The organism is Prosthecobacter sp., from assembly GCF_044227185.1.
Classification (GTDB): domain Bacteria; phylum Verrucomicrobiota; class Verrucomicrobiia; order Verrucomicrobiales; family Verrucomicrobiaceae; genus Prosthecobacter.
In genome coordinates this window covers 45,349-60,401 of the sequence record NZ_JBGAFO010000002.1, presented here as the reverse complement: position 1 = coordinate 60,401, position 15,053 = coordinate 45,349, and the positions used below count along the sequence as shown (strand labels likewise).

13 protein-coding genes are annotated in these 15,053 nt (G+C 60.8%); 8 read left to right on the top strand and 5 right to left on the bottom strand.

Annotation, left to right across the window (positions count from 1 at the left end; all coding sequences use genetic code 11):
* Positions 1-31: 31 nt before the first annotated feature.
* The gene (locus ACILSQ_RS04765; protein ID WP_395742441.1) at positions 32-1,681 is read right to left on the bottom strand and encodes a GspE/PulE family protein; all 1,650 of its coding nucleotides are present in this window, start codon (positions 1,679-1,681) and stop codon (positions 32-34) included.
* Between the two features lie 193 nt (positions 1,682-1,874).
* On the opposite strand from ACILSQ_RS04765, the gene ACILSQ_RS04760 reads away from it, so the two are divergent.
* Both ACILSQ_RS04760 and dnaA read left to right on the top strand, forming a co-directional pair.
* Positions 1,875-2,924 (top strand): DUF3500 domain-containing protein, encoded by a 1,050-nt coding sequence (locus ACILSQ_RS04760; protein WP_395742440.1) that lies wholly within the window; start codon positions 1,875-1,877, stop codon positions 2,922-2,924.
* Positions 2,925-3,196: 272 nt separating this feature from the next.
* Entirely contained in the window at positions 3,197-4,693 is a 1,497-nt protein-coding gene (dnaA, locus tag ACILSQ_RS04755; RefSeq protein WP_395742439.1) for a chromosomal replication initiator protein DnaA, read from the top strand.
* Positions 4,694-4,826: 133 nt separating this feature from the next.
* Here dnaA and ACILSQ_RS04750 read toward each other — a convergent pair whose 3' ends face one another.
* Both ACILSQ_RS04750 and ACILSQ_RS04745 read right to left on the bottom strand, forming a co-directional pair.
* Positions 4,827-5,144, bottom strand: a complete 318-nt coding sequence (locus ACILSQ_RS04750; protein WP_395742438.1) for a DUF2281 domain-containing protein — start codon at positions 5,142-5,144, stop codon at positions 4,827-4,829.
* Positions 5,145-5,197: 53 nt separating this feature from the next.
* The gene (locus ACILSQ_RS04745) at positions 5,198-9,145 is read right to left on the bottom strand and encodes a PVC-type heme-binding CxxCH protein (protein WP_395742437.1); all 3,948 of its coding nucleotides are present in this window, start codon (positions 9,143-9,145) and stop codon (positions 5,198-5,200) included.
* Between the two features lie 138 nt (positions 9,146-9,283).
* Here ACILSQ_RS04745 and ACILSQ_RS04740 point away from each other — a divergent pair, with 138 nt between their 5' ends.
* The 4 genes from ACILSQ_RS04740 to sufU are packed head-to-tail and all read left to right on the top strand — an operon-like array spanning position 9,284 to position 11,579.
* A complete protein-coding gene (locus tag ACILSQ_RS04740) occupies positions 9,284-9,532 on the top strand; it encodes a hypothetical protein (protein WP_395742436.1) in 249 nt (82 codons plus the stop codon).
* Between the two features lie 48 nt (positions 9,533-9,580).
* Positions 9,581-9,859, top strand: coding sequence for a hypothetical protein (locus ACILSQ_RS04735; RefSeq protein ID WP_395742435.1), 279 nt, complete (start codon positions 9,581-9,583; stop codon positions 9,857-9,859).
* Positions 9,860-9,876: 17 nt separating this feature from the next.
* Positions 9,877-11,094 carry a cysteine desulfurase gene (locus ACILSQ_RS04730; RefSeq protein WP_395742434.1) on the top strand — a complete coding sequence of 406 codons (1,218 nt, stop codon included), beginning with the start codon at positions 9,877-9,879 and terminating at the stop codon, positions 11,092-11,094.
* A gap of 38 nt (positions 11,095-11,132) precedes the next feature.
* The gene (gene sufU, locus ACILSQ_RS04725) at positions 11,133-11,579 is read left to right on the top strand and encodes a Fe-S cluster assembly sulfur transfer protein SufU (RefSeq protein ID WP_395742433.1); all 447 of its coding nucleotides are present in this window, start codon (positions 11,133-11,135) and stop codon (positions 11,577-11,579) included.
* A 15-nt stretch (positions 11,580-11,594) separates the two neighbouring features.
* On the opposite strand, the gene ACILSQ_RS04720 is transcribed toward sufU, so the two are convergent.
* A complete protein-coding gene (locus ACILSQ_RS04720) occupies positions 11,595-11,990 on the bottom strand; it encodes an HNH endonuclease (protein WP_395742432.1) in 396 nt (131 codons plus the stop codon).
* 34 nt (positions 11,991-12,024) lie between these two features.
* Complete coding sequence (locus ACILSQ_RS04715) at positions 12,025-12,426, bottom strand: hypothetical protein (protein WP_395742431.1); 402 nt, start codon at positions 12,424-12,426, stop codon at positions 12,025-12,027.
* Between the two features lie 90 nt (positions 12,427-12,516).
* On the opposite strand from ACILSQ_RS04715, the gene mutM reads away from it, so the two are divergent.
* Both mutM and ACILSQ_RS04705 read left to right on the top strand, forming a co-directional pair.
* Positions 12,517-13,329, top strand: a complete 813-nt coding sequence (gene mutM / locus ACILSQ_RS04710) for a bifunctional DNA-formamidopyrimidine glycosylase/DNA-(apurinic or apyrimidinic site) lyase (protein WP_395742430.1) — start codon at positions 12,517-12,519, stop codon at positions 13,327-13,329.
* Between the two features lie 81 nt (positions 13,330-13,410).
* On the top strand, positions 13,411-14,460 hold the full coding sequence (locus ACILSQ_RS04705; protein ID WP_395742429.1) for a fructose-bisphosphatase class II family protein: 1,050 nt from the start codon (positions 13,411-13,413) through the stop codon (positions 14,458-14,460).
* The last annotated feature ends 593 nt before the right edge of the window (positions 14,461-15,053 follow it).

The following is a 15,053-nucleotide window of genomic DNA, read 5'->3' as shown; positions in this document are numbered from 1 at the left end:
AGTTCGTTGGAAGGGGTTCGATGAAGAAAGATCAATCGGCGTCGGCCATCGTGGCCTCGATGACTTCCTCGGCCGTGGTCGAGCCGGAGAGCACCTTGCGGATGCCGTCCTCGCGCAGGGTGCGCATCCCCAGCTCGCGCGCACGCTTGCGCAGCTGCGGCGTGGTGAGCTGCTGGTTGATCATGCCGCGCACTTCGTCGTCGATCTTGAAAATCTCCACGATGGACATACGTCCGCGGAAGCCGCGCTGGCGGCATTTGGAGCAGCCGACGGGGGTGTTGATGTTCGCCTCCGCCATCTGGCCGGCCTCCAGCCCGAGGGAGCGCAGTTCATGCGTCGAGAGCTTGCCGGGCTGCTTGCAGTCCGGGCACAGCTTGCGCACCAGGCGCTGCGCCTCGATGGCGCGCACGGCGGAGGCCGTGAGGAAGGGCTTCACCCCGATGTCCGTGAGACGTGCCACCGCGCTCGGCGCATCGTTCGTATGCAGCGTACTGAAGACAAGGTGACCCGTGAGCGAGGCCTGGATGGCGATGGAGGCCGTCTCCAGGTCGCGAATTTCCCCCAGCATGATGATGTTGGGCGCCTGGCGCAGCATGGCGCGCAGCGCCGCCGCAAAGGTCATGCCCACGTCCTCCTTCACCATCACCTGGTTGATCCCCGCCAGCTCGTATTCCACCGGGTCTTCCACGGTGATGATCTTGCGGTCGGGACGGTTGATGAAATTGAGGCAGGCGTACAGCGTGGTGGTTTTGCCGGAGCCCGTCGGGCCCGTCACCAGGATGATGCCGTCCGGCAGCGTGATGAGCTGCTCAAAGGAGGCCTGGTCGTCGCTGAGGAAGCCCAGGTCCACCAGGCCCAGCTTGAGGCTGCTCTTGTCCAGCACACGCATGACGACGCTCTCGCCGTTGTTCGTCGGGATGATCGACACACGCATGTCGATCTCCTTGTCATTGAAGGACATCTGGATGCGGCCGTCTTGCGGGATGCGCTTTTCATCCAGCTGCATGGAGCCGGTCATGATCTTGATGCGGCCGATGATGGCGGAATGCAGGCGCTTCGGGTGGTGCTCCACATCCACCAGCACGCCGTCCATGCGGTAGCGGATGCGGATGTCCTTCTCCAGCGGCTCGATGTGAATGTCAGACGCCTTCTGCTTGAAGGCTTCCATCAGCAGGTTCGTCACCAGCTTGATCACCGGGGCGTCGTCATCCTTGCTGTCCTGATTCTTGGTGGTCAGGCCCAGGATTTCCTCATTGCCATAAATGTTGGACTGGACCGTCTTGATCAGGGAGGGCGTGGAGCAGTAGTACTCGATGTCCGGCTGCAGCACGTGCGGCAGGGCGTCCAGTGTTTCAAAGTCAAACGGGTCCGCCACCGCAATCTGCAGCGTGCTGTTGTTCATCCCCAGCGGCGCGATTTTGTATTTCTTGGCCACGTCCACCGGGACCAGCGCCTTGAGGCCCGGGTTCGCCTCGAAGCCATGCAGATCCACATACTCCATGCCGGAGTTCACCGCCACCGTGCGGGCGATCTGCTCGTCCGTGATCGCTCCGGATTTGATCAATGCAGCAATGGCGCTCTCCCCGGGTTTCAGGCCTGTCTTTGCCTGCTGGATGTCACGCCCGGTCAGTTGCCCGGTTTCTTCGAGCTGTTCGAGGAGGTATGCTTCATTGGAGTACATGAATTCGGATCGGCTTGGCGGGTGGTACGGGAAAACGGTATTTTACGATAATCATCAGACTACAGCCTCGCGGCGGAAAGTGTCAACGTTGCCGCGCACACAAGCCGAAAATTGGTCACAATGAATGACAAACCGCTCCGGAAACGAGCGTTCGACTTGCCCCGCCAAGCAATCACGTCGAATCATCACCACCATGCACCTCGCTCAGCGCCTCTCCGCACCGTTTCTCGGCATCTGCCTTGCCCTTTCCACTTTCACTCCGCGCCAGGCAGGGGCCCACGAAGCCGGCTCCCAGATGTCCGCCATCGCCAAGGTCTTCCTGGCCGCCCTCACGCCCGAGCAGAAGGCAAAGGCCTGTTTTGAATTTGGCTCCGACGAGCGCGAAAACTGGCACTTCATTCCGCGTGAGCGCAAGGGCCTCCCCCTCAAGGAGATGACGCCGCAGCAGCGCCTGCTGGCGCATGCTCTCTTAAATACCGGCCTCAGCTTTCGCGGCTCCGCCAAGGCGGTGACGATCATGAGCCTCGAAGAAGTGCTCTATCAAATGGAAGGTGCGGATGAATCGAAGCGCGCCGCCACACGTGAAAAGCGCGATCCGGAAAAATATTTTGTCTCGATCTTCGGCGAGCCTGCCGACAAAGGAGCCTGGGGCTGGCGTGTGGAAGGGCATCACCTCTCGCTGAACTTCACCCTCAAGGATGGGCAGATGATCCGTGCCACGCCCTCCTTCATGGGAACCAACCCCGGTGAAATCCGCCAGGGGCCGCTGACCGGGCTCCGCGTGCTGGGCGTTGAGGAGGAATTGGGACGCGAATTGGTGAAATCTCTCACCCCTGAGCAGTTTAAGAAGGCGTTCGTCGCCACGGAAGCTCCCAAGGAAATGATCACCGCCGCGGAGCACAAGGTGAGCGCGCTTTCACCTGCCGGTCTTGCTGACTCGGAGATGGATGAAAAACAGAAGAGCATGCTCACCCGTCTCATTTCAGAGTACATTGAGCGCCTGCGTCCGGAGATCGCCGAAGCCGCGCGCGCTGAGTTTAAGAACAGCGGCCCCGTTTATTTTGCCTGGGCCGGCGGAAAGGAGCGCGGCGAACCGCACTACTACCGCGTGCAGGGCAAGACCTTCCTCCTGGAGTATGACAACACGCAGAACGATGCCAACCATGTGCACAGCGTGTGGCGCAGCTTTGACGGCGACTTTGGCCGTGACTTCCTCGGAGAGCATGTGAAGCAGGCTCATTGATACCGCCTCCGGGCCCGGTATGTGACAGCATCTATGGCAAATCATGCACGCATTTTGCGTGCCGGTCATGCTTGCACACATCTGTTCGCACGCTGTTCACAGCTTGTTGGTGGAATCTTCACAATCGAGTGTGAATTTTATTTTGAATGTTTTGCGATATGCGCTGCAAAACTTTAAAAATATATCGAAGAAGAGCTTGTTTCATGTGCCGTTTTCGTCATACAAAGCGCCGTCATTTTAAAAGATATTCAATGGCCTCCTGATTGCTCCCTTTGAAATTCTTCGCTCTCACTTCTCAAACCAATCCCGACCTCACTCTCCCAGGAAAACTCATCATGGCGCGCAACGATGAAAACTCGAATCACTCTTCTCCCAACGGCTCGGCTCATCATGGACACACGGAACTCTTCACGCCTGTCCCCACCGTCTGGGATCAGGTCTGCGAAGTTTTGGTGAAGCGCCTCGGCGGGGATAATTTTCAGCGCTGCTTCAGCGGCACGACCGCCCGCCTCACGGACGACGGCAGGTTCGTCATCACCGTCCCAAATCCGATCCATCAGCTCTGGATTGAGAGCAATCACACCGTGGCCGTCACAGATGCCGTGGCGGAGGTCACCGGTGTGCCGACGACCATCGAGTTTCATGTGGCCACCGAGCCCGCGCCGGTGAGCTACACCCCCCTGCCTGAGCAGAAGGCGGCGCGTCTTCCTGTGAACGACCAGGCACCGATTCGTTTCTTCAGCGAAGCCGGCCTGAACGCCAAGTTCAACTTTGACAGCTACGTCATCGGCCCGAACAGCAGCTACTCCGTGGCCGTGGCCAAGGCCGTGGCTGAAAAGCCGGGCCGCATCTACAATCCGCTGTTCTTCTACGGCCCCACCGGCCTGGGCAAGACGCACCTGCTGCAGGCCATCGGCCAGGAGGTCCTGGCCCGCAAGCCCCGCGCCAACGTCCGCTACGTCACCTCCGAGCAGTTCACCAACGAGTTTGTGGACGCCATCAAGCGCCAGACCTTCAGCCAGTTCCGCCAGAAGTACCGCAGGGTGGATGTGCTCCTCATCGACGACGTTCATTTCTTCGAAGGCAAGGACAGCACGCAGGAGGAGTTCTTCCACACCTTCAACGAGCTCTTCAACAACGCGAAGCAGATCGTGCTCGCCAGCGACCGCCCGCCGAGCGAGATCAAGAATCTGGAAAGCCGCCTCGTCTCCCGCTTTGAGTGGGGCCTCGCCACGCAGATTCAGGTGCCGGATCTTGAAACCCGCATCGCCATCCTGCGCCGCAAGCAGAGCGACTTCAATGTCTCGCTCGATTCATGGATTCTCGATTTCATCGCGCAGCGCATCCGCGTGAACGTGCGCAAGCTGGAAGGCGCCCTGATGCGCGTGGCCGCCCACGTGTCCCTCGAAGGGGCCGTCACCACGGAATCCGCGCTCGCCGCGCTGCTCCATGACGTGATCGATGAAGATCCGTCCAAGACCGTCACCGTGGACCGCATCCAGCGCATCATCGCCACGCATTACGATCTGCGCGTGAGCGACCTCACCGGCCCGCGCCGCCCAAAAAACATCGCCGAGGCCCGCCAGGTGGCCATGTATCTCACCCGCACGCTCACGAAGCTGCCGCTGGTGCAGATCGGGGATGAATTCGGCGGCCGTGACCACGGCACCGTCATCCATGCCTGCAAGGTCGTCACGAACCTCGTCAACGGTTCCAACGACTTCAAACGCACGCTCGACACCCTGGCGGGGAAGATCCGCGAGAGCTGAGGTCTTACGAGGGATCAACGAGATGCGCGGCAGCGTACTGGAGTGCTCCAGCCCTCTGGAGCTTTGCGCAGGCCGATGGACATTCGAAAGCGCCGGAGGACCGGCGCAGTCCAGGACGCTGTCGCGAGGAGCCTTACTCCATGCAGTTTTTGAAGTCTCCAAGCGGCTCATCGAAGTCCGCTGACATCGAGATTTTGCCTTTGAGGCATCCGAATCCTTTTAATGGATTAACGGGCAGATCGAGAGTCTCACGGTTCAAGGCAAGCTCCAGCCCTTGCAGCCCGCGAAGATGCTCCACGAGCGATTGACGACGAGACCGGTTCGGACGCAGGATCATCGCACCGGAAGGGGTGACGCTAACACGAAACTCCATGCCGTTCTTGAAAAGTCCTTGGGCAAGGACATCCTCGGAGAGTGAAAGCTTGTGATCGGATTCCAGCGTCGCAGTCATGCCATCGAGTTTAATGGCTGGCAGATCAATGACAACCGCGAGAATGAATCACATCACCTCCCCACGCTCAGCGTCCCCCACATGAGCACGGCATGCCCGGGGAAGGTGCAGACAAACTCATACTCCCCGGGCTGTGACGGGGCCTTGAGCTTGATCGTTTCTTTCTGTCCAGGTTCGAGGAGCTTCGTGGCGGCCAGGATTTGTTTCTCAAAGGCGGCGGGCATGTAGGCGCGGCCTTGTTTGTCGAGCTTGTCGGGCGTCATGGTCATGGCGGCGGTGCCGATTTCCATGTGCTTGCCCGGAGGCACGATGACGAAGTTGTGCGGCATGACGTCGTCGTTTTCAAAGATGACTTCGAACTGCTTGCCGGCGGTGACTTCGATCCGGGTGGTGTCAAAGCGAAGCTGCTCGTGCACGGTATGGACGACGAAGACATCGACGCTGATGGTCTTCAATTCAGCGAGCGTGGCCTTGCCGGCATCGCCCTGCAGCGCGGCCATTTCCTTGGCGGCGGCGATGATCTCGACGTACTCGGGCTTGCTGCGGTCCGCAGGGGCGACGGTCTTGCCATACGCAAGCACGGCCTCGGTGACGGGCTTCGCTTTGGCCGCGTCCCAGCTTGTTTTTGGGAACTTCATGAGCGCCTTGGCGGCGGCGTTGCGCTCCTTGCCGTCGATGAGGTGCTGCGCCACGATCTGGAAGTTCGCGGCGGCATGGCTGGCACCCATGAGGGGCAGGGCGGTGAGCACGGCACGCAGGCGGCCGCCGTCGAGCTTCGCATCGCCCAGCAATGCGGTAAGGTGCGGCTGGAACTTGGCGCGCAGGGCGGCTTCATTCGCCGGGATGAGGGCGATGGCTTCGATGAGGTAGTTGCGCTCTCCACCGTCGGTGGTGGCCTTCCAGAGATTGTCGGGTGTTTTGTCACCGACGATGTAGGCGGCGTAGCACACACGCTTCACCGGGGCCTGCTTCGCCTCCTGGGCCAGCGTTTTGATGAGCGTGCCATGGCGGGCGATCATGCCCGGAGACTGCGCCAGCAGCAGCTTGCCCAGGTCGTCCGCGGTGGAGTTGAGTCTGCCGCCGGCGGCTTCGACGCGCTTGAGCATGTCCACCAGCACCACAGGAGCGTCGTTGCCGGAGATTTTGGCGAGTTCTTCCAGCGCCTTCGAGCGAACGTCGGCTCCGAGCTTCGGGCGGGTGAGTTTTTCCACCAGCACGGGCTCGATGTCCGGCAGGCTTTTCAGATCGGCATCGCTGGTCTTGGAGATGAACTCGGCGAGCGCGCCGGGATCCTTCGGCAGAACCTTCGTCTTCAGCACGGACTGCAGGCCTTTGCGGCATTCGCCGAACACGTGGTCGATGTAGGAATCCGTGGGCTGCTTGAGCACATCATAGGCAATCTCCAGCGCCTTCTCCGCGTCCGGCGTGGGCTGGTAGAAGCTCAGCGCGCGGACCGCATGCATGCGCACCGGCATGGCGTTGTCATTCACAGCCGCCTTCAGCAGCTCGAGCGCGCCAGGCACGCGGTCCTTCCAGTAGCAAAGCACGCGGGTGGCAGCAGCGCGGGCGCGCGGTTCAGGAGAGGTGAGCACCTGCTTGAGGAGATCCACATCCACCACATCCACCCACTGGTGCACCCACAGCGCTTCGAGGCGGTGGTGCTCGTATTCCTTGTCCCCCTTGTCGAGTTTGGCGGCCCACGCTTTCGCTGCGGCGGCCACCTTGGCGGGCTCGTATTTAGCCAGCTCGATCTTGCTGCGCATGCGCACGTTGTCCTCCCAGGTCTTCAGGTTTTCGAGGAGATTTTCAATGCTTTCACCATAGATCTTCGCGGGCTTGAGCAGCTCGCGGCCTTCATACGTCAGCTTGTAAATGCGGCCATGCTGGTGGTCGCGGTTCGGATCGCGCAGGTGGTGCTGCATGTGGCCGATGATCGCGTTCGACCAGTCGCAGAAATACAGCGCACCATCCGGGCCCACGCTGACGGCGGCTGGGCGGAAGGTGGGATACACGGCGGGATCCACCTTCACCAGCTCATTGCTGACTTCCCCCTTCAGGGCTGAGCCATCCGGCAGAAGCGGCACGCGCCAGATGCCCTGGTAGCTGATGACGTTGCAGTTGAGGAAATTGTTCTGCCAGTCCTCCGGGAAATGGCGGCTGGAAATAAGGCCATTGCCAGCAGCCGGGCGCGCGGGGCGCTTCCAGAACTCCTGCAGCTTCGCGCTGCCGCCGCCTTCACGCGGCAGGTAGCAGGAGGAGGCCTCGGCAAAGGTGTTCACATTGCCCGTGGCGTCCGTGAAGAAGGCATTGCCCCAGCGGTCCCACACCTTGCCATGCGGATTCACCGTGGCGTCCGTGGTGAAGCGCTCCAGCGTGCGGCGGTTCAGGTCAAAGCGGTAGATGCACCCGTTGGTGTTGCGCACCGGGCCGTAGAGCGTCTCCACCTGCGTGCGGTGGAAGACACCGTCGCTCGGATACAGCGCGCCGCCGCAGTCATAGTTCAGCGCATTCGTTTCATGGTGCGAGTCCGCCGCGCAGAGCCCCATGAGGAGGATGGTGCGCTTGTCGCTCTTGCCGTCGCCATCGGTGTCCTCCAGATACACCAGATTCGGCGACTGCATCACAATGACGCCGTCCTTGTAAAAATTGAATCCGGTGGGGCAGTTCAGATTGTCCGCAAACTCCGTCATCTTGTCCGCCGTGCCGTCGCCATTCGTGTCCTCAAACACCAGCAGACTGTCGCCCTTGGTGCTGGTGGGCGTGCGCTCGGGGTAGTTCCGCCAGGCGCTGATCCACAGGCGGCCGCGGGTGTCCCACGCCATCTGCACCGGCTTGGCCAGTTCCGGGAACATCTTTTCATCGGCAAACAGCGTGATCTTCAGCCCCTTCTCAGGCTGGATGTTTTTCATCGCCTCCTTCGCGTCCGGAAATGCCACGAGGCCTTCCGGCGTGAAGGTCATGCCGGTCATCGGCACCTTGTTGAATTCCTTGCCCTCCTTCGGATTGGGCATGTTGGTCGGCACTTTTTCCACCGGCGGGAGGTTGTCGTCCTTCACCTGGAGGTCGCCGCCTTTGGCGATGGCATGCACACGCTGGTCGCGGTTCGCCGTTTTCACATCGCGCTGCGCCATTTCCTCCATCATCACCTGGTAGTTGGAAATGTAGGGCTTCTCGGGATTGCGCTCGTTCTGCTTGAAGCCGCCCACTCCCGCCGTGTAGGCCAGGCCGGAGCGGCCCCCATAGACGTTGTAGCCGTCCACGGTCCGGTAGCGCTGGTGCCACTCCCAGTTCTTTTCATTGATGGCCTGGCGCAGCTTTTCATTCACCTGCGGCGCGTCCTTGCCGGTGAGGGATTTGAAGGCGGCGGTGGCCAGGGCCTTTTCACCGCTGTCCGTGATGTAGAGACCGTCGAGCGTGGAGCCGTCGGGCAGCCCCTTGGCGCTGGGTTGGAAGAGATCCACAAACGTCACTCCTTTCGCCGCGGCGACTTCATTCATCGCGGCGGTGTAGTTCTGGATGTTCGTGTTCTTTTCATCCACCGGCGGCAGGCTTGGGTTCGCCAGCTTTTGCAGCGCGATGGGCGAGAACAGCACGATGCGCGGCGCGCCTTTGCCGCTGTAATTCTGCGCCTTCGCGTCGTCGATGAACTTGGCCAGGTTCTTTTTGAACTCCTCGATGCCTTCGTACCCTTTGAAGGACTCGTTGTAGCCGTAGAAGGCGAAAATGACGTCCGCCTTCACCTTCGCCAGCCACTCGTCGCGCGTGCCGAAATTGTCGATGCGGTGCCACGTCTGCACCTCATCGCCAGAAAAAGCCAGATTGCGGAAGGTCAGGTCCTTCTCGGGATTTGCCTGGGTCAGCATCGTCTCCAGCCAGCCGGAGTATTGCGCACGGTCCGGCAGCGCATTGCCCAGAATGGCAATGCTGTCGCCCTGCTTGAGTTCGATCTCTGCCTGGAGCGGGACGGTGAGGGCGAGGAGGAGAGGGAGCAGTTTCTTCATGGGTTGGGAACGGGAAGGCTGTGCAATACGGAGAGGCAGCATCAATCTTTGCCGCGGAAAGCGCAATCGTGGTCTGCGAGCGATGACATCAAAAATGTTTACGGATTGACGCGGCTGTGGTAATTTAACCGAATGCCCGTGAAATCCCGTCTGATCTTTGCCCTCGCCACCTGCTTGTTGCTCAGCAACTGCGGGCTCATCGGCACGGCGATCAGGCTGGCTCCTTACGCCCTGCTGTTTGCCGACGAAAACGACAAGGGCGCCACCTCCGGCTCCCGCTCTGGCAAGAGCGTGGAAATGCGCGGGCGCGAGGTGCAGGACAAGAAGGGGCGCAACATTCTGCCCCAGGCCGCCGGCACCGGCTCCCAGGTGGCCTGGAGGCGCTGAGCATCTTGTTGTTTACAGAATTGGATCGTCATGATAAACACGACTTTAATGAAATTTGCCCGCCTCAGTTTTCTCGTTTTGATTTCAGCCTGCTTCACCAGTTGCGGAAGCCAGACATGGAACGCGTTCAAGAACACCTATCCGGTGAAGTTCCTGGACCAGACGGGTTCCGCCGTGCTGGGCTGGCTGGGCGAAAACAATCTTCCCACCGACGGCAAGCCCGCCACCATGGAGGAGCGCGCCCGTCAGATCGAAAGCCGCGGCCACTATGCAGGCCGTACCCAGACCCCCTTGCGTGATGCTGGACAGGCCATGGCGGCTCGCTAAGTGTGCTCTCCGCACACATGGACTGGCACCGCATACGCTCTGATTTTCCCATTCTCGACCAGCAGGTAAACGGACACCCGCTGGTGTATCTGGACAACGCCGCCAGCAGCCAGAAACCCCGCGCCGTCATTCAGGCCCTTTCGCACTACTACGAGCGCGACAACTCCAACGTCCACCGTGCCCTGCATGAGCTGAGCAATCGCGCCACGGAAGCCTTCGAGGCCGCGCGGAAAAAGGCCGCGCGTTTCATCGGCGCCGCCTCGGAGGACGAGATCATTTTCACCCGCGGCACCACCGAAGGCATCAACCTCGTGGCCAGCACCTGGGGCACGCAAAATCTCCGCGCCGGGGATGTCATCCTCATCACGGGAATGGAGCACCACAGCAACATCGTCCCGTGGCAGCTCCTCGCACAGCGCACCGGCGCCACGCTCAAATACATCCCGGTTCTGGATGACGGCACGCTGGATGGCGAGGCCGTCGAAACGCTGCTCACCGATCAGGTAAAACTCTTCGCCTTCGTTCACATCTCCAATTCGCTCGGCACCATCAATCCAGCGAAGGAACTCCTCGCCAAGGCAAAGGCCTTGGGAGCTGTGACCCTGCTCGATGGTGCCCAAAGCGCCGGCCACATGCCCATCAATGTGCGCGATCTCGGCTGCGACTTCTTCGTCTTCTCCGGCCACAAGATGTGCGCGCCTACCGGCATCGGCGTGCTGTATGGCCGCATGGCCCTTCTGGAAACCATGCCCCCCTGGCATGGCGGTGGCGAGATGATCCTGAATGTCTTCATGGAGGCCAGCACCTACAAGCCGCCGCCGCATCGCTTTGAGGCCGGCACGCCGCACATCGCCGGCGTCATCGGCCTCGGTGCCGCCATCGATTATCTGGAGGCCATCGGCCTGGAGCACATCCAGCGTCATGACCACAACCTCGCCAACTACGCCGTGCAGCGCATGGCCGAGGTGCCTGGCATCCGCATCCTCGGCCCGCAGAACGGCCACCGCGGCGCGCTCGCCGCCTTCCACCTCGATTTCGCCCATCCGCATGATCTGGTGGAATTCGCCAACAGCCACGGCGTCGCCATGCGCGGCGGCCACCACTGCACCCAGCCGCTGATGAAGCGCTTCAAGGTGCCCGGCACCACCCGCGCCAGCTTTTATTTCTACAACACGCTCGAAGAGATCAATCGTCTCGTCGAAGTCCTGCTCCTCGCGCGTAAGTTCTTCACCTGAGACAGGCCGCCGGCCTGTGCTATACGTCTCCGACGACCATGCTTTCCGACGACCTCCGCGACCTCCGCGACCTCTACCAGCAGGTGATCCTCGATCACTCCCGGAACCCGCGCAACCGCGGCGAACTCCCGCCCCCCTGCCTCCACGCCCATGGTGACAATCCCTCCTGTGGCGACGAGATCGACGTCTGGGTCAAAGTAGCCGACAACGGCCACATCGACGACCTCAAGTTCACCGGCCAGGGTTGCGCCATCAGCCAGGCCAGCGCCTCCATGATGACGCAGAAGATCAAGGGCAAATCCAAAGCCGAAGCCGCCGCCGTCCGCGAAGACTTCCGCCGCGTCGTCATGGGAGACGGCGCCCCCGCGAATGAAGATGCGCTGGGAGAACTCATCCTGCTGGAAGGCGTGCAGAAATTTCCGCAGCGCGTGAAATGTGCGATGCTCGCGTGGCGCGCGCTGGAGCAGGCGCTGGAGGGGAAGTAGGGGGGGCTCCCGATGCTAACCCACGGTCTTTGGCGGGTGAACACCTGCGTTTGCTAGCACTCGTCGTAGCGACACAACATTGCCCCTGTTCAAGGCCATTCGTTCGATGGAAGCCCTGCCAATGGCTGTGGTTCCCACGAGTTCAAGATGATCAGGCGACCAGATGAAGTGCTCCGCCCAACGATCCTGTCGTGGATGGAACAAGCCGGAGATTTCTCCAGTGTGTGGATCAGGGTGAGCTGTCGCGATGAATTTTCGATTGTTGCACCCCTGGCAGGCAAAGGCGAGGTTCGACACGTCATCGCTTCCACCCTTGGACTGGGGCGTGATGTGCTCGATGGAATAGGTTGATGAAGAATAGCGCTCGGGGCAGCGGCAGTATTCGCACAGCCCTTGGGCAAGGCGGCTCACCTCTGCTCGGATGGCGGCTGGAACGGCCACAAATTCAGGCCAGCTTGGGTTTCAGGTCCGCCTTCTCCATCAGCTCATCCAGGCTCATGCCCAGCAGTCTGCTGGCGCTGGCAAAGCAGGCCATGCGGCGCACGTTCACCTCCTCCAGCGTGTCTGTCAGGGCCATCAGCTCGCGCATCTCGTCGGGCGCGATGTTGCCTTCGTCTCGCCTGATCACCAGCGTGCGGTAGTTGGTCCACCAAGCGTCGGAAAATCCTTTGTCCATTTCCGCAAGCAATGGTTGCTCCAGATGCATGGCGGTGGCCTGGACATCCCGGATGATGGAAACGCTGCGGTCATCAGCGCCGCCCAGTCGCCGCCACATCGTCGCAATCATGCGGACCAGCTCTGGAAGGCTGGCAGGCTGGTTGAGGGCGGTGGACTCTTCAGCGAGCATCAGCGGGGATCATGCCTGAAATCAGGCGGCAGTTCAACTCAGTTGTCAGCAAACGTTGCCACGCCTTGCCGCGTGATTTAATGCTCCCCCATGCCCGAACTCCCCGAAGTCGAAACCACCCTGCGCGGCGTCTCGCCCCATGTGCTCGGCCAGCGGGTGCGGGAGGTCATCATACGGGACAAACGGATGCGCTGGCCAATCCCGGATTCAATCCACGAACTCGAAGGCTGCCGCATCGACTCCGGCACGCGCCGTGCGAAGTACATGCTCTTCAGCACCTCCAAAGGCACGCTGCTCCTTCACCTCGGCATGTCCGGAAATCTGCGCGTGCTGCCACCAGACACGCCCTTCAAGAAACACGACCACCTCGCCATCACGCTGGAGAATGGCAAACAACTGCGTCTGCATGATCCCCGCCGCTTCGGCGCGGCGCTCTGGATCGAGGGCGACCCCATGCAGCACGCGCTCCTGCGCGATCTGGGCCCGGAACCACTCGGCGATGACTTCACCGCCGCTCATCTCCAGGCCGCCTGCAAAGGCAAGACCGCCGCCATCAAACAGGTCATCATGGATGCCCATGTCGTGGTCGGTGTCGGCAACATTTACGCCAGCGAGGCCCTCTTCCTCGCCGGCATCAATCCGCGGCAGGCCGCGGGAAAGGTGACCAGGCCCAAGCTCGTGAAACTCGTGCAGGCCATCCGCAAAGTGCTGGCCGCCTCCATCAAAATGGGAGGCACCACGCTGCGCGATTTTGTGAACGAGAGCGGCGAGCCCGGCTACTTCAAGCTCACCCTGCGTGTGTATGATCGCGAAGGCGAACCCTGTCGTGTGTGCAAGACAAACATCAAACGGATCATCCAGGGCCAGCGCTCCACCTTCTTCTGCCCGACCTGCCAGAAGTAGCGCGCCCAAACGCGGCTCACCATAAATGGTGAGATTCTTTCGTTCGTCATTCCGGCATTCGTCATTCACCATGGCCGGATCATGTCCACGTCTCTTCCACCGCTCCGCAGTGCCTACGATCTCGAACGCGTGCTCGAATTTGAATTCGTCCGCGCCACGGAAAACGCGGCCTTGCAGGCCATTCACTGGCTCGGGCGTGGTGAGAAGGAACTCGCAGACGGAGCGGCATGCAGCGCCATCTACGGCGTCTTCGACATTCTCGACATCCGTGGCGAAGTCGTCATCGGCGAAGGCATCAAGGACAACGCGCCCGGCATTTTCGTCGGCGAGCACCTCGGCACTTGGCGCGACGGCTCGCCGCGCTTCAACATCGCGCTCGATCCCATCGACGGCACCAGCAACATTGCCAAAGGCCTCCCCAACAGCATCTCCGTCATCGCGGCGGCACAGATTCCCGATGGTGCCCCGTGTGCCATGAAAAGCATCCCGAGCTTCTACAGCCACAAGATCGCCTATGGCCCGGCGGTGAAGAAGGCGCTGGAGGGCAGGGGAGACCGCTGCTTCCTCGACATGCCGCTGGAGGAGGTCATCACCTTCGTGGCGGAGGCCCTGGGCAAGCGCGAACGCGATCTCGTGGTCTCCACCATGGATCGTCCGCGTCACCAGGACATCGTCGAGCGGATCCGCCGCTCGGGCGCTGCGCTGCGAATGGTGACGGATGGCGACATCGCCGCGGCCGTCGCGCCTTCCATGCCGGAATCCGCCTGCGATCTCTACGTCGGCATGGGCGGCTCTCCCGAAGGCATTCTGGCTGCGGCTGCTCTCAAATGCCTCGGTGGCGACATGCAGTTGCGCATGTGGTTTCACAATGAAGAGCATCGCGCTGAAGTCGCGGCTATGACGCCTGCCTCAGAGATGAACCAGGTCTTTCGCGTGCATGAACTCATCGTCGGAGAGAGCGCTCTCTTCTGCGCCACCGGCATCAGCGACAGCCCCCTGATCCCCGGCTGCCGCCTCGTCGGCCACCGCGTCGAAACGCACTCCATTTTGATGCGCTCACGCAGCGGCACGGTGCGCCGCATTCACGCCACGCACGATCTCGACCGCAAAGTCGTGCCCCTGCGCGTCTAGGCAGTGTTTGAAAGCAGCGACTGACAAGGAGAGGAGAGGGATCGTCCTGAATAGCTGATGCGCAGGGGTTGAATAAATGACTTTTGCGCTCTCCTGCTGGGCGGGAAAAGCGTCAGTCTGTATGAGCACAAGAAAAACACTCTCACACCCGTGACCGGTTTGCCAATTTCATGCACGGAGATCAATTGCCCTCACCTGATGACCGCTATGTGCTGACTGGCAGCAAAGCAGGAATCTTCCTCGTGGACGTAAAAAGCGAAGAGTGCGCAGGAGCTGGGTGTAACGCCAAAGCATTTGGCTTGGGTGAGCAACACGCTGGTTGAGGGATTGAACTAAGTGGTGTTTTCGATCCGTGAGGCACTATTTCGGATGAGGCCCGAGGGTTCAGAACTTCACGAGATCCCAAGTTGAAACGCCATGGGGGCGTGATTCAGGGGGGGCAAAAATGGGGGGCTTGCTCAGTAGGACAGTGGGTTTGCTGACCCTGATTATCTGCGCATTAAAAAAAAGGGACTAAATTGAACCCACTATAACTACCATATCTAAAGCCGGATTTTTGATTTTAATGGTGCTTGCCATGAAGTCATGCTCTC

Coding starts and splice junctions, on each gene's coding strand:
- sufU (WP_395742433.1), top strand. CDS start 11,133: ATGCTTTCCGACGACCTCCGCGACCTCCGCGACCTCTACCAGCAGGTG.
- ACILSQ_RS04730 (WP_395742434.1), top strand. CDS start 9,877: ATGGACTGGCACCGCATACGCTCTGATTTTCCCATTCTCGACCAGCAG.
- ACILSQ_RS04705 (WP_395742429.1), top strand. CDS start 13,411: ATGTCCACGTCTCTTCCACCGCTCCGCAGTGCCTACGATCTCGAACGC.
- mutM (WP_395742430.1), top strand. CDS start 12,517: ATGCCCGAACTCCCCGAAGTCGAAACCACCCTGCGCGGCGTCTCGCCC.
- ACILSQ_RS04715 (WP_395742431.1), bottom strand. CDS start 12,426: ATGCTCGCTGAAGAGTCCACCGCCCTCAACCAGCCTGCCAGCCTTCCA.
- ACILSQ_RS04765 (WP_395742441.1), bottom strand. CDS start 1,681: ATGTACTCCAATGAAGCATACCTCCTCGAACAGCTCGAAGAAACCGGG.
- ACILSQ_RS04735 (WP_395742435.1), top strand. CDS start 9,581: ATGAAATTTGCCCGCCTCAGTTTTCTCGTTTTGATTTCAGCCTGCTTC.
- ACILSQ_RS04750 (WP_395742438.1), bottom strand. CDS start 5,144: ATGACTGCGACGCTGGAATCCGATCACAAGCTTTCACTCTCCGAGGAT.
- ACILSQ_RS04745 (WP_395742437.1), bottom strand. CDS start 9,145: ATGAAGAAACTGCTCCCTCTCCTCCTCGCCCTCACCGTCCCGCTCCAG.
- ACILSQ_RS04760 (WP_395742440.1), top strand. CDS start 1,875: ATGCACCTCGCTCAGCGCCTCTCCGCACCGTTTCTCGGCATCTGCCTT.